Source organism: Psychrobacillus sp. FSL K6-2365, assembly GCF_038003165.1.
Lineage (GTDB): Bacteria > Bacillota > Bacilli > Bacillales_A > Planococcaceae > Psychrobacillus > Psychrobacillus psychrodurans.
The window spans coordinates 1,547,725-1,561,655 of sequence record NZ_JBBOOO010000001.1; the positions used below are offsets into that span (position 1 = coordinate 1,547,725).

At 35.4% G+C, this 13,931-nt stretch carries 9 protein-coding genes, 2 pseudogenes, 2 riboswitches and 1 other annotated feature; of the genes and pseudogenes, 8 read left to right on the forward strand and 3 right to left on the reverse strand.

Annotated elements, in window-relative coordinates; all coding sequences use genetic code 11:
• Positions 1-162 precede the first annotated feature (162 nt).
• Positions 163-1,632 carry a protein adenylyltransferase SelO gene (locus MKY29_RS07350; RefSeq protein ID WP_093494512.1) on the forward strand — a complete coding sequence of 490 codons (1,470 nt, stop codon included), beginning with the start codon at positions 163-165 and terminating at the stop codon, positions 1,630-1,632.
• A gap of 54 nt (positions 1,633-1,686) precedes the next feature.
• On the opposite strand, the gene MKY29_RS07355 is transcribed toward MKY29_RS07350, so the two are convergent.
• Positions 1,687-2,580, reverse strand: coding sequence for a 3-hydroxyacyl-CoA dehydrogenase (locus MKY29_RS07355; protein WP_340879411.1), 894 nt, complete (start codon positions 2,578-2,580; stop codon positions 1,687-1,689).
• 217 nt (positions 2,581-2,797) lie between these two features.
• On the opposite strand from MKY29_RS07355, the gene MKY29_RS07360 reads away from it, so the two are divergent.
• Positions 2,798-3,658, forward strand: coding sequence for a YitT family protein (locus MKY29_RS07360; RefSeq protein WP_093494514.1), 861 nt, complete (start codon positions 2,798-2,800; stop codon positions 3,656-3,658).
• Between the two features lie 60 nt (positions 3,659-3,718).
• On the opposite strand, the gene MKY29_RS07365 is transcribed toward MKY29_RS07360, so the two are convergent.
• Positions 3,719-3,943 carry a hypothetical protein gene (locus MKY29_RS07365; protein ID WP_090562342.1) on the reverse strand — a complete coding sequence of 75 codons (225 nt, stop codon included), beginning with the start codon at positions 3,941-3,943 and terminating at the stop codon, positions 3,719-3,721.
• A gap of 290 nt (positions 3,944-4,233) precedes the next feature.
• Positions 4,234-4,365: riboswitch (FMN riboswitch) on the forward strand.
• A gap of 233 nt (positions 4,366-4,598) precedes the next feature.
• Positions 4,599-4,730, forward strand: a riboswitch (FMN riboswitch).
• 139 nt (positions 4,731-4,869) lie between these two features.
• Between MKY29_RS07365 and ribE the strand changes: the two genes are divergently transcribed.
• From ribE to ribH, 3 genes and pseudogenes are all read left to right on the forward strand, one after another.
• Positions 4,870-5,505 (forward strand): riboflavin synthase, encoded by a 636-nt coding sequence (ribE, locus tag MKY29_RS07370; protein ID WP_340879412.1) that lies wholly within the window; start codon positions 4,870-4,872, stop codon positions 5,503-5,505.
• 12 nt (positions 5,506-5,517) lie between these two features.
• Positions 5,518-6,105 (forward strand): annotated as a pseudogene (gene ribB / locus MKY29_RS07375) (3,4-dihydroxy-2-butanone-4-phosphate synthase); the annotation flags it as partial.
• 36 nt (positions 6,106-6,141) lie between these two features.
• On the forward strand, positions 6,142-6,606 hold the full coding sequence (gene ribH, locus MKY29_RS07380; protein ID WP_093494516.1) for a 6,7-dimethyl-8-ribityllumazine synthase: 465 nt from the start codon (positions 6,142-6,144) through the stop codon (positions 6,604-6,606).
• A 118-nt stretch (positions 6,607-6,724) separates the two neighbouring features.
• Here the strand turns inward: ribH and MKY29_RS07385 are convergent, their stop codons facing one another.
• Positions 6,725-7,048, reverse strand: coding sequence for a DUF3889 domain-containing protein (locus tag MKY29_RS07385; RefSeq protein ID WP_340879413.1), 324 nt, complete (start codon positions 7,046-7,048; stop codon positions 6,725-6,727).
• A 249-nt stretch (positions 7,049-7,297) separates the two neighbouring features.
• Between MKY29_RS07385 and MKY29_RS07390 the strand changes: the two genes are divergently transcribed.
• From MKY29_RS07390 to ileS, 3 genes and pseudogenes are all read left to right on the forward strand, one after another.
• Positions 7,298-8,083 (forward strand): SDR family NAD(P)-dependent oxidoreductase, encoded by a 786-nt coding sequence (locus MKY29_RS07390; RefSeq protein ID WP_340879414.1) that lies wholly within the window; start codon positions 7,298-7,300, stop codon positions 8,081-8,083.
• A gap of 780 nt (positions 8,084-8,863) precedes the next feature.
• Positions 8,864-10,300, forward strand: a complete 1,437-nt coding sequence (gene hpaB / locus MKY29_RS07395) for a 4-hydroxyphenylacetate 3-monooxygenase, oxygenase component (protein ID WP_340879415.1) — start codon at positions 8,864-8,866, stop codon at positions 10,298-10,300.
• Between the two features lie 51 nt (positions 10,301-10,351).
• Positions 10,352-10,592: a binding site (T-box leader), on the forward strand.
• Positions 10,593-10,645: 53 nt separating this feature from the next.
• Positions 10,646-13,741, forward strand: a pseudogene (ileS, locus tag MKY29_RS07400) (isoleucine--tRNA ligase).
• The last annotated feature ends 190 nt before the right edge of the window (positions 13,742-13,931 follow it).

Consider the following 13,931-nt stretch of genomic DNA (forward strand, 5'->3'; position numbering starts at 1 on the left):
GAATAATAAATATTTGTTTAAATATACAGAGAATGCCTTTTATAGGGCATTCTCTTTTTGAAAGATAAGTATAAATGCTAAGGAAGCGTATCTTGACTAAGTAAGGGTATAATAAAAATAAGTATCTAGTATTGTTTTATCAATTAAGGAAAGGAAGATTCGATGACAGAAGCTAATATAAATGTAGGATGGAACTTGGAAAATACTTATACCAATCTGCCGGAATTAATGTATACAGTTATTAACGTAAATCCTGTTAGCAACCCCAAAATTGTTGTCTTAAATGGAGAATTAGCAACTACGTTAGGACTAGATCCTAAAGCTTTAGAAAGTAGACAAGGTATTGAAGAACTGGCTGGCAATCGCACAATAGAAGGTGGGATACCTTTAGCACAGGCCTATGCTGGGCATCAATTTGGACATTTTACTATGTTAGGGGACGGTAGAGCTCTGCTGCTCGGTGAACATATTAAGCCTTCGGGAGAACTAGTTGATATCCAGTTGAAGGGTTCAGGTAGAACACCATATTCTCGTGGAGGAGATGGAAGAGCAGGACTTGGACCAATGCTTCGTGAATATATTATTAGTGAATCTATGCATGCACTTGGTATTCCAACGACTCGTAGCCTTTCTGTAGTCACTACAGGTGAGGATATTATGCGGGAAACTGTTGGACCAGGAGCTGTAATGACGCGAATAGCTTCTAGTCATTTACGTGTAGGTACTTTTCAATTTGCTGCAAAATGGGGAAGTATAAACGATTTAAAAGACTTGGCAGATTATGCAATAGAGAGACATTATCCGATACTATTGGATAAAGAAAATCGTTATCTATTATTACTCCAGGAAGTGATTGAGCATCAGGCAGCTTTAATTGCGAAATGGCAACTTGTTGGCTTTATTCATGGAGTGATGAACACGGATAATATGACAATAAGTGGTGAAACAATCGATTATGGTCCTTGTGCTTTCATGGATACTTTTGATTCGAAAACAGTATTTAGCTCAATCGATACTCATGGTCGGTATGCTTATGAAAATCAACCGAATATTGCCGCTTGGAATTTAGCAAGGCTGGCAGAAAGTTTATTACCACTTATTCATGAAGATGAGGAAGAAGCAGTCAAACTTGCAACAGAAAAAATAGGGGCATTTCCGGAAAAATATGAGACTTACTGGTTGACGGGAATGGGGAATAAGCTAGGTATTTTTAATATAGAAGAAGAGGACCTTTCGTTAATTGATAACTTGCTTCAACTTATGGAGAAATACAGAGCAGACTATACTAATACATTCCGATTGATGACTCTTGATAAGTTAGAGGAAACTGTTTTGTTTGGTAAAAAAGATTTTGACCAATGGTATGAGAAGTGGCTAGCTAGAGTTGAAAAACAAGATGTGTCTAAAGAATTTATCCAGCAGCTGATGCAGAAAAGTAATCCAGCAGTCATTCCAAGAAATCATCGGGTAGAAGATGCAATTGAAGCAGCAGTGAATAATCAAGATTATAGTGTGCTAAAGAGCCTTCTTAAAGTAATTTCTAAACCATACGATTATAGTTCTGATCATATGGATTATACTTCACTACCCCCTGATACCTCAAGACCGTATAAAACGTTTTGCGGTACTTAAAAAAAGTTAAAACAAGCCTGTAAACATTCTAAGTTTACAGGCTTTTACTAATAATTAGGATAAAAAATCAGGTTTCAAATAATTGGGGTTTGGATATTTGTAGAATCCTTCTCCAGCTTCTCTGCCAGTTTTGCCTTTATCGATATAATCTGTTTTTAAGATATTGGCCAATTTAATGAAATGATCGTTGCCAGATTGTCCTTTTGCATTGGCAATATTGTATGCGGTATTAATTCCAACGATATCCAGAATAGCAAATGGACCTTTTGGAGAGCCCGTTGCAATCATCCAAGTTTTATCGATAGTTTCAGGATCAGCAACGTCATTTATTAATAATTGTTGTGCAGCTTCTAAAAAAGGAACTAGAAGGGAATTCAATATATATCCTGGCTGTTCTTTTTGTAATGGTAAAGCTACCATCCCGATAGCTTTGGCAAATTTAATCACATCATTAAAAACTTGGTTCTCTGTCCCAGGATGTTTCATAATTTCGGCTGTATTGTTCATCCAAATTTCATTGGCAAAGTGTAATGCTAGAAATTTTCCTGGTCGACCTGTTTCTTCGGCAAATTGGCTAGGTAGTAATGTAGAAGAGTTAGTTGCAAAAATTGTCTTTTGTGGTGCAACTTTGCTTAAGTCCTTATAGAAATTATTTTTTATTGGTACAACTTCAGGGATTGCTTCGATTACGAGATCCGCTTCAATTACAGCTTTTTCTAAATCAGTGTAGAAAGAAATACGATTATATGCTTCGTTAACTTCTCCGTCAGTAGCTCCTAAATCTTCTTTATAACGTAATTTTAAATTCATCATTCTATTTTTTGCATTGTCAAGAGCCTCATCATTAATATCATATACTGCAACTTGAAAACCTTTAAATGCCGTTTGAAAAGCTATTTGACTTCCCAAAACTCCACTACCGGCAACTGTAATTTGTTCGTAATTCATTTACAATCTCCTCTCCAATATAAAAAGTATAATCGTTTTACTATACCCTTTAAGCGAATGTTCAAGCAGAGTATAGCAAAATGAATATAACAAACACTATATAATTCAGAAAGGGATAATTATAGGAACTCTAACTTGTAACATAGCTTTTTTATCTTTAAAATTAAAGAGTAATCTAGTTAGGTTCAATTTTTAGAAAAAGGAGTTTTAAAAGCGTATGCAGACGAACAAAGTAGCGGATACAACCCGACGAATAATTTTGATCGTAATAGGAGCAGCTATTGCGGGTTATGCACTTGAAGCTGTATTAATACCAAACTCAGTTATTGACGGTGGGGTAACAGGCGTTAGTATCATGGGAACATATTTATTTAATATTCCTCTTGGCGTATTACTATTTGTATTAAACATTCCATTTGTATATTTAGGATATAAACAAGTCGGTAAAACCTTTGCAATAATGAGTATTGTTGGAATAGCATCACTATCTATTTCTACAGTTTTACTGCATCATATCGAGCCAATTTTAAGTGCAAAGGATCCTTTATTAGTAGTAATATCTGGGGGAGTAATGCTAGGTGTTGGTATTGGGGTTGTCCTTCGAAACGGTGGAGCTCTTGATGGAGCAGAAGTTTTAGCAGTCCTTGTATCTCGAAAAGTACCGTTTTCAGTAGGAGATATCATTTTACTTATCAATGCGTTTATTTTTGTAGGTGCAGGTTTTATATATGGTTTAGAAAGTGCACTTTATTCAGCTACTACTTATTACATAGCTAAAATCGTAATTGATGTAATTCAAGTTGGTCTTGAAAAGTCTAAATCTGTGCGTATTGTTAGTAAACAATCTGAGAAGATTGGCTCTGCAATTCAAGATCGTTTAGGTCGTGGTGTTACATATTCAAGTGGACGTGGCGGTTTTTCAAATGAAACAATGGATATTGTTACATGTGTAATTACTCGTATGGAAGAAAACAAATTAATGACGATTATTAAAGAATTGGACACAAGTGCTTTTGTTGTGATCACAGATGTGGCAGAAGTAAGAGGCGGTAGCTTCAAAAAACGTGATATTCACTAATACAATAAACCCGTTAAATGAGTAACTATCGTCATTTAACGGGTATTTATTATAAAAAAATTATTTTCGTTTTTTCTTCCCAAGTTCTTTTGTAGCAGCTTTATTTTTATCTACAATCTGTTCAAATTCAACTTGTACATGGATGCCATTTTCTTCGGTTTCTTGGACACTAATCACTTTACCTTTTCGGCCTTTAATTTTTAGATTGTCTTCGACCGCAGGGATATCTCTCAATACTTGAGTTAAAACAATTATATTTTTCTCCATAAAATGAACAGCATACATTTCCATTTCCCCTTATTTTATATTTTAGAATCTATGTATTTTATGATTATTTGAAAGATATAGAACTTCTATAAGTTGTAAACATATTTGTATATCTATTTAAAAAGAAGAGGTGTTCAAAACAATAAACTCAAGACAGACTAGTTCAGGCTGAAATAGGCAATCATTGCAATTGTAAAGGTTAACGTGGACGTACTTTTAGATTTCTGATTTAATTTTTGTTAGGAGTTTGTAATCGGAATAACTTGCAAAAAATTTAAGGACTTGTTATTCTTAGACCAATTAAATAATTTATCCTTCGGGGTCGGGTGAAAGTCCCAATCGACAGTAAGAGAGCAATCTTGAAGCCTGTGAGCCGTAAAACGCATGATTTGGTGTGAATCCAAAGCCGACAGTTATAGTCTGGATGGGAGAAGGAATAAGTGCCTATTGTATAGGTTTTTTAGTTATACTAAAAAACGATATAAAAGGGCTTATTAAAGTACGACTTCTCTCGCATCCAATGAATTCTGGATGTGTTTTTTTATGTCTAGTTACAACGAATAGCTCCTCATGTCGTTTCAGTCTGGGCAATAAAGGCAAAGGTAGCCTTTATTGCAATTATTATGCGGTTGTCTAGGCTGACATAGGAGCTAGCGCTTTTCAAAATTAAATAATTATCCTTCGGGGTCGGGTGAAAGTCCCAATCGACAGTAAGAGAGCAATCTTGAAGCCTGTGAGCCGTAAAAAGCATGATTTGGTGTGAATCCAAAGCCGACAGTTATAGTCTGGATGGGAGAAGGAGTAGTTCGATGCTTTTTGAGAAATATTGACAAAAGGCTTGTTTGAATCTACCTAATTTTCCTCTGTCACCTTTGTGGGCGGAGTTTTTTGTTTTTAAGAAGCTTCTGATTTCTCCTCAAAACATATTAGTAAAGGAGGATACAATGTTTACAGGAATTGTAGAAGAGCAAGGTATTGTAAAAAACATTCAAAAAAGTGCTAGCAGTATGCAACTTTCTATCCAAGCTGACAGAATTTTAGAAGATATAAAATTGGGCGATAGCATTTCAGTAAATGGTGTTTGTTTAACTGTAATCACATTTTCTCAAACTGAATTTACAGTAGATGTAATGCCAGAAACATTTCATGCGACTACAACCAATTTATTAAAAAATGGTTCAGCTGTTAACCTAGAACGAGCAATGGGCGCAAATGGCCGTTTTGGTGGACATTTCGTTTCCGGACATGTCGACGGAGTAGGTACGATATTGAAGAAACGACCTACTGCAAATGCAGTTTATATTGATATTACTGTACCAGAAGATGTAAGTCACTTTTGTATTCCCAAAGGATCTATTACCGTAGATGGTACAAGTTTAACTATTTTTGAAATAACTAAGTCGACAATAACTATTTCACTAATTCCCCATACAAACAAAGAGACAGTGTTAGGGATGAAGAAAGAGCGTGAACTAGTCAATATTGAATGTGACATGCTAGGAAAGTATATGTATCAATATGTTAAAAATAAAAAGGAATCAACTATTACACAAGATTTTCTAAAGCAGAACGGTTTTTAAGGAGATAATAACATGCTAAATACGATAGAAGAAGCAATAACGGATTTAAAACAAGGTAAGATCATTATTTTAATAGATGATGAAAACCGCGAGAACGAAGGGGATTTTCTTTGCTTAGCAGAATTTGCTACACCAGAAAATATTAATTTCATGGCCAAATATGGTCGGGGGTTGATTTGTATGCCTATTCATGAAGAAATTGCCCAGGAATTGCAATTGCATCCGATGGTTTCTGACAATACAGATTTTCATCAAACTGCATTCACTGTGTCGATTGATCATGAGACGACATCAACAGGGATTAGTGCTTTCGATCGATCTAAAACAATGTTGCAAGTGATTAATCCACAAGCTAGAGCACTACAATTTAAGCGACCTGGACATGTCTTTCCTCTTATTGCAAAACCAGGTGGTGTATTAGAAAGACGAGGACATACAGAAGCTGCCGTGGATTTTGGAATACTCTGTGCATCGTCAAAAGCTGGTGTAATTTGTGAAATTATGAACGAAGATGGGACAATGGCACGCTTACCAGATTTACTGGAATTTGCCCAACAATTTCAAGTGAAGATTGTAACAATTGAAGAATTATCAAATTACTTAACAAATAATAAAGTTAGCTAAGGAGAGAATAAGATGGTAAAAACAATAGAAGCAAATTTAATCGGAACAGATTTGAAAATAGGTATTGTCGTAGGGCGTTTTAATGATTTTATAAATGCAAAGCTTGTTGATGGCGCAATAGATGGATTGAAACGTCACGGGGTAAAGGAAGAAAATATAGAAGTCGCATGGGTTCCAGGTGTATTTGAAGTACCGTTTATTGCAAAAAAAATGGCTGAATCACATAATTATAATGCTGTTATTGGTCTTGGAACAGTAATTCGTGGAGCTACTACACACTATGACTATGTATGTAATGAGGCTGCAAAAGGAATCGCTCAAGTAGGTTTACAAACTGGAGTACCAGTTATTTTCGGTATTGTTACAACTGAATCCATTGAACAGGCTATTGAACGAGCGGGTACAAAAGTAGGGAATAAAGGATACGATGCTGCTATATCAGCAATTGAGATGGCAAATCTTTTGAAGATAATGTAAAAAGAGCAATAATAATATAGAAAGCCAATGACCAACTCAACAGGTCATTGGTTGGTTTACTTATGATTTTCCTTACAATATTTTTAAAATAGTAAGTAAAAAATGTTGAAAATAAATTCTAATTTTCTTGTATTTGAATATTAACAAGCTCATCAGTATCAGTAATATATTCAATCATTACAGATACTCCAAATTCCTTACCACTATCTTTTAACCATAACTTAAATTTTTCAATTGTAGAACTTTCTTTAGTTTCCTTTCCTTCATGTAGGTAGTCAATAATACTTGCATTCGGATATTTGGATTGTGCTTCTTTCATAGCTAGCTGTCCCCACTTAGCATAAGCTGGTATTTCCTGTTGTGTAGGTGCAATCGACTGTATATGTGCTGGAACTAATTGGGTAGAAGTAATAATTCCAAGTGCAATAACTATTTTCTGCATGATTAAACTCCTTTCCTTTTGTTTAGGATGAGTCTTTCGTTGAAAATAATTCTATGAAGAGCCATGTTTATTAAAACATTATCGAATACAACATAATTTAGGTTTTAAGGAAGTTGTATTTCTTCATCAGTACATATATTCTTTCATGTAGTCTGTTTATATATATAATGAGAGTAATAATTCTGAAAAATGATAAACTTGTAATATAATGAAAGATGAACAGGATACTGAAATCAAGGGGGCAACATAATGGAATTAGGATTAACAGGAAAAGTAGCAATAGTTACTGGTTCAAGTAAAGGTATAGGTTTACAAACAGCTTTGCAATTAGTGCAAGAGGGAGCAAGTGTAGTATTATGTGCAAGAGGAAAAGAAAAATTAAAAGAGGCAGCGGCATTTATTAAAACTGAAACAGGAGCAGACGTATTAATTGTTCCTGCTGACATTACAAAAGAGGAAGCTTGTAAAGAAGTCATTCAAAAAACAATTAGTCATTATGGTCGAATTGATATTTTAGTTAATAATGCGGGTACTTCATCTGCCAATCCTTTCGATTCAGTGGATACAGATTTATGGCAAACAGATTTAGACTTAAAATTATTTGGAGCAATACATACCTCAAAAGCTGCAATTCCCTATATGAGAGAAGTAGGCGGAGGAGCTATTGTAAACGTAACAGCAGTTTTAGGGAAAACACCACCTGCAAGTTCTTTACCAACGACAGTTAGTCGAGCAGCTGGTATGGCTTTGACTAAAGCTATGAGTAAAGACTTAGGCAAAGACAATATTCGGGTAAATACAGTTTGCATTGGACTTATCAGAAGTAATCAAATCGAATTAAAATGGAAAAAGGATGCTCCAGAACTTACTTGGGAAGAATATTCTAGAAATGTAGTAGGTCCTACGATTCCACTTCAACGAATTGGTGAAACAACTGAAGCAGCAAATGTCATTACTTTTCTAGTATCCGATGCTGCTTCCTATGTAACTGGAACAGCCGTAAATATCGACGGTGGATCTGGTGGAACACTTTAAGGGAAATAGAATATCAATTGAGTCAATTTCATAAAAAATATTATTTAGTTAAACCCGAACAATGCTGATTTCCGTTCTAGGCGGACGCTTTCCGCGGGCACGGCTTCAATCTCCTCGTCACTACGTTCCTGCGGGGCTTTCAGCTCGTGCTGTTCCCGCTGGAGTCGCCGGCTGCCACTCCAATCGACGGGATCAACTTTCCCTAAAAACGAATAATTTATTGCAATATTATGTAAACATTCGTACTTTTAAATAATACAAGTAATTATGAAATTGACTCAATTAAAATGTAAATTTAATAATATTATAGAATTGAAAACAAAACTAGAAATCCTAATTGTAAAAGGGTTTCTAGTTATTTAAATCAGTCAATATTTATATTAGATCATAAGCAGAGTTTCCTCGACCACAATCCTCATTTGTAGCTTTTTCAGTAATTTTTAGTTTAATAGTTGCTTGAAGTCCTCCAAGTCAACTTCACATTTGCGTACAAGTTCTTCCATTGTATCTGCTTTGATAAGAAAATCACTTCTTTTTGATTTCTTAGAAGTCATAACATATCCCCACAATTACTTATTTCTATTTCGACTTTCTAATAGCCATGAATTAAACCTTCTTCCTCGCTATCCTGTAATATTACTTTTTTACCACATGGTTATTTGTAATTCACAAACCATCTCCTGAAAGCGCAGCGGAATGATCCCCGCCTATACAGTCACAACTCTACTCTAAAAGTAATATTATAGAGCTAAGTGCAGCCTATACATTAGGAGTGAAAGTATGCCAGCTATAACAGGCAAGCAGTACATTAATCGGATAGATCAGCTTAAAGCGGAAGTTTGGATAGACGGAAAACCTGTATCAGGGAACATTTCTGAGCATCCTGCATTTAAAGGAATTATAAAAAGTCAGGCTAGATTGTACGATCTTCAGCATGACAAAGACTTAAAAAATGTTCTAACTTATTTATCTCCAACTACAAAAAAATGGGTAGGAATGTCATATTTGCAGCCCAAGACAAAAGAGGATTTAGTGGCAAGACGAGAAATGGTACAGCAATGGGCTAAATCGAATAATGGACTCATGGGAAGAAGTCCGGATTATATGAACACAGTATTAATGGCATTAGCCTCATCAGTTCATTTATTGCGGGACCAAAAGAATTGTTTTCCAGATAATCTACAATCATTTTACGAATATGCAAGAGAAAATGACATCTCTATGACTCATACGTTTATAGAACCACAAGTAAATCGCACACAACTTTATGTGGAACGTTCAGATGAACCTATAGCCGCAAAAATAGTAGGCAAGAACAAAGATGGAATCATTATAAAAGGTGCACGACTACTTGCGACACAAGGTGGAATAACGGATGAACTATTAGTTATTGCAGCAGGGGGGAAAGCAGAAGAAGGTAATAGCTTTGCATTTTCCATACCTTGTAATACAAAAGGTTTAAGGTTCATCGGTAGGGAATCATTTGTTGGAGGAGACTCCAATTTTAACTATCCATTAAGTTCGAAGTACGAAGAAATTGATAGTATTGTAGTATTTGACGATGTTTTAGTTCCCTGGGAGCGTGTATTTTATTATGACAATTTATTTATATCAACTAATTTTATGAAGTCGAGCTCGTTCTTGCCCTTTACGCTTCATCAAGTAGCATCTAGGCAGATTGTGAAAACTGAATTCATATTGGGAATTGTCCAATCTATTATTGAAACAATTAATATTGAAGAATATCAACATGTGCAAGAGAAAGCAACTGAAATAATTATTGCCTTGGAAACGATGAAAGCGTTGGTGTTAAAATCAGAAGCAGAGGCCAAAGTAGACAAAGGCGGATGGATGCAACCAGACAGCACCACATTACAAATTGCTATGAATGTATTTCCACGCATATATCCGCGTTTTAGCGAAATAATTCAGCTCTTAGGTGCCAGTGGATTAATGTCCATCCCAACCGAAAGTGCATTTCAATCGCCTATTAGAAATGATTTAAATCACTACTTACAATCTTGGGAAGACATTGGAAAGGATCGTGTCAAACTTTTCCGATTAGCATGGGATTTAACTATGAGTGCATTTGGTACACGACAAACACTATATGAACGTTTTTTCTTTGGTGATCCTGTTCGTTTGGCAAGTCAGTTATACTTTTCCTATGATACGGAAGAATATGTACAACGAGTGAAAGATATTTTGGAACAATAAATAATTGACACTATCTTCTAATTTTGCTATATTACTATTCAATAAAAGCATATAAATTCGTTGAAGAGAAAGAGTAATGTATCGATTTGTTCCCCAGAGAGCTGACAACTTGGTGAAAGTCAGTGTGCAGGTTATACATGAATATCCTCTCTGAGAAGAAGAGCTGAAGATTTTAGTAAGCTTATCCGGGTGTCTACCGTTAAAAAGAACACGTATGATTTGTACGTTGCTAAGTGCTATTGGATCGGCTCAATAGAATTAGGGTGGTATCGCGGTTAACCCCGTCCCTTTACTTGGGACGGGTTTTTTTGTATGCCTTTTATACAATATATAGGAGGAATAGTGATGAGTGCGCAAGATGTAAAAGAAAGTAAAGTACAAAGGGAACAAAGAATTCGAGAGTATTGGCAAAGCAATAGAACTTTTGAAAAGTCTGTACAAAACCGGGAAGAGAACACTCCATTTGTTTTTTATGAGGGACCACCAACAGCAAATGGCCTACCGCATGTCGGCCACGCATTAGGAAGAACGATTAAAGACGTTGTAGCTCGCTATAAAACTATGCAAGGGTTTAGAGTCGAGCGAAAAGCAGGATGGGACACACATGGTTTACCAGTTGAACTTGGAGTAGAGAAGCAGCTAGGAATATCAGGGAAGCAAGATATTGAAAATTACGGTGTTGAGGATTTTGTTAAGAAGTGCAAGGAAAGTGTATTCACATACGAAAAAATTTGGCGTTCTTTTACCGAAGAACTTGGTTATTGGGTAGACATGGATAACCCATATTTAACATTAAGTAACGAGTATATGGAAAGTGTTTGGAATATTTTAAGTAAGGTTCATCACGATAAACTGCTTTATAAAGGACATCGAGTATCACCTTATTGTCCTAGCTGACAAACATCTTTGAGTTCACATGAAGTGGCACAGGGTTATAAAGATGTAAAGGATCTCTCTGCTACGGTTAAGTTTAAACTCGTAAATGCTGATGAGTACTTTCTTGGTTGGACTACAACACCTTGGACCCTACCAGCAAACGTAGCGCTTGCTATGAATCCTAATCTAGTCTATGTGCGGGCTAAGGTAGAAAGTGAAATATATATACTTGCAAAATCATTAGTTCCTGCTGTGTTAGGAGAAAAAGCTATTGTCCTAAGTGAACATTCAGGAGTCGAATTTGAAGGTGTTCCTTATCTTCCGCCATTCCATTATATAGATATAACAAAAGGGCATATTGTTGTGTTAGCGGATTATGTAACAGAAACGAGTGGTACAGGAATAGTGCATATTGCCCCTGCATATGGTGAGGATGATTATCTAACAGTACAACAAAACGGACTTACTTTCGTAAATGTCGTGGATCAACGAGGGTGTTATACAGAAGTGGTCACAGATTTAGCTGGCCAATTTGTGAAGGACAGTGACGTTGAGATCATTAAGTTATTAGCGAATAACGGCTTATTATTTCATAAGGAGAAATACGAACATAGCTATCCTCATTGTTGGCGTTGTGATTCACCTCTACTTTATTATGCAACGGACAGTTGGTTCATTAAGATGTCAGCATTAAAGGAACAGCTAGTTGAAAATAATGAGTCGGTAAATTGGTATCCTGACCATATTAAAAAAGGGCGTTTTGGGAATTTCTTAGAAAATGTGGTGGATTGGAATATCAGCCGAAATCGTTACTGGGGAACCCCTTTAAACATTTGGATTTGTTCAACCTGTGAATATGAAGTAGCTCCGACTAGTATTACATCTTTAGCAAAACTCGCATCTAAGCCATTGCCTGAAAACTTAGAGTTGCATAAGCCATATATAGATGCAATTCTCTGTACTTGTCCAAAATGTAGTGGGGAAATGTTGCGTACGCCTGAAGTAATCGATGTATGGTTTGATAGCGGATCAATGCCTTTTGCACAGCACCATTATCCATTTGGTGATAATAAACAATTTAACGATCAGTTCCCTGCAGATGTAGTAATAGAAGGAATTGATCAAACTCGAGGATTCTTCTATAGTTTGCTTGCTGTATCAACCCTCTTTACAGGAAAAGCACCTTACAAAAATGTGTTATCACTCGGACATGTATTAGATGAACAAGGTCAAAAAATGTCTAAAAGTAAAGGGAATGCACTAGATCCACTTGATTTAATGCATCAGTATGGTGCCGATGCATTACGCTGGTCATTATTAGTCGATAGTTCTCCATGGAATCCAAAACGTTTTTCGTCAAAGATTGTACAAGAAGCTAGTTCTAAGCTACTCGATACACTTGATAATATTTTTAAATTTTATTCACTATATGCAAATATTGATCAGTTTACCTTCGATAGAACGAAACCTGGTGAACAAACAAAAATGGATCGATGGGTTCTTTCAAGGCTGAATAGTACAGTTCAAAAGGTAACAGAGTTTATGGAAGATTATCAAATTACTCAAGCTACTCGTGAAATTGCTGAATTAGTAGAGGAAGTAAGTAATTGGTATGTTCGTAGATCGAGACAGCGTTTTTGGGCGACAGGTTTTTCTGACGATAAACTTGCAGCATTTAATACTCTATACCAAGTATTAAGTACTGTTAGTAAATTAGTTGCACCGTTTAGTCCATACATCGCAGAGGACATACATTTAAAATTACAAAATGCCAGCGTTCATCTTCAGGACTATCCAAAACATCAAAGTAATTTCATCGATAGAAAATTAGAGGATGATATGAATACTGTATTGAAGATTGTGGAGTTAGGTCGAAGCATCCGAAATTCATATAACTTGAAAGTAAAACAACCACTAGCCGAAATGGTCATTTATACAGTAGTATCCAACGAAAACTTAAAGAAATATGAATCTATTATTCAAGACGAACTAAACATAAAAAAAATAAATTTTGTAACGGATTTGGAAGAGCTAGAAGAAGTTTCGTTTAAGTTAAACTTCAAAACAGCTGGTGCTGTATTTGGTAAAAATGTGAATGATGTGAAACAGTATGTGGAGAATTTGACGGTTTCCGAAAAAGAATTACTAAAATCAGAAGGAAATATAACAATAGTTTTGGCAAATGAATCCTATGTATTGTTAAAAGAGCATGTAAATACAGAATCCCATATGAAAGAAGGTTATGCATTTTTAGAGGATGGAATCTATAAGGTACTTATAAATACGAAGCTAACTACTGAGTTAATAGAAGAAGGGCAAATTCGTGATTTTATACGTATCATTCAGGACACACGTAAAAAGCATAATTATCCAATTGAAAAATATATAAATCTTTCAATAAGTTGCAACGAGGATTCTAAATCATTAATTGAGCGTTATGACTCCTTAATAAAAACAAATGTATTGGTTCATCATATACAATTTGTTTCAGATCTTGAATCTGACTCATCAATAACTATTATATTAGATAATCAAAAAGTAAGCTTTAGCATACAGTTAAACTAATTGCACTAAGAGGCTGGGACAGAACCCCAATACAGCATTTTTCTCAGTGAGAAAAATGCTGTATTTTTTACTGTGCACAAAATTGATTTCCATTCCAGGGACGCTGGAATAAATCTTTTAAGGAATATCGATTCTTTAACTGTAATTGTTCTTTTTGTATTAAGTTAAACCTTTATTAGTTAACTCATAG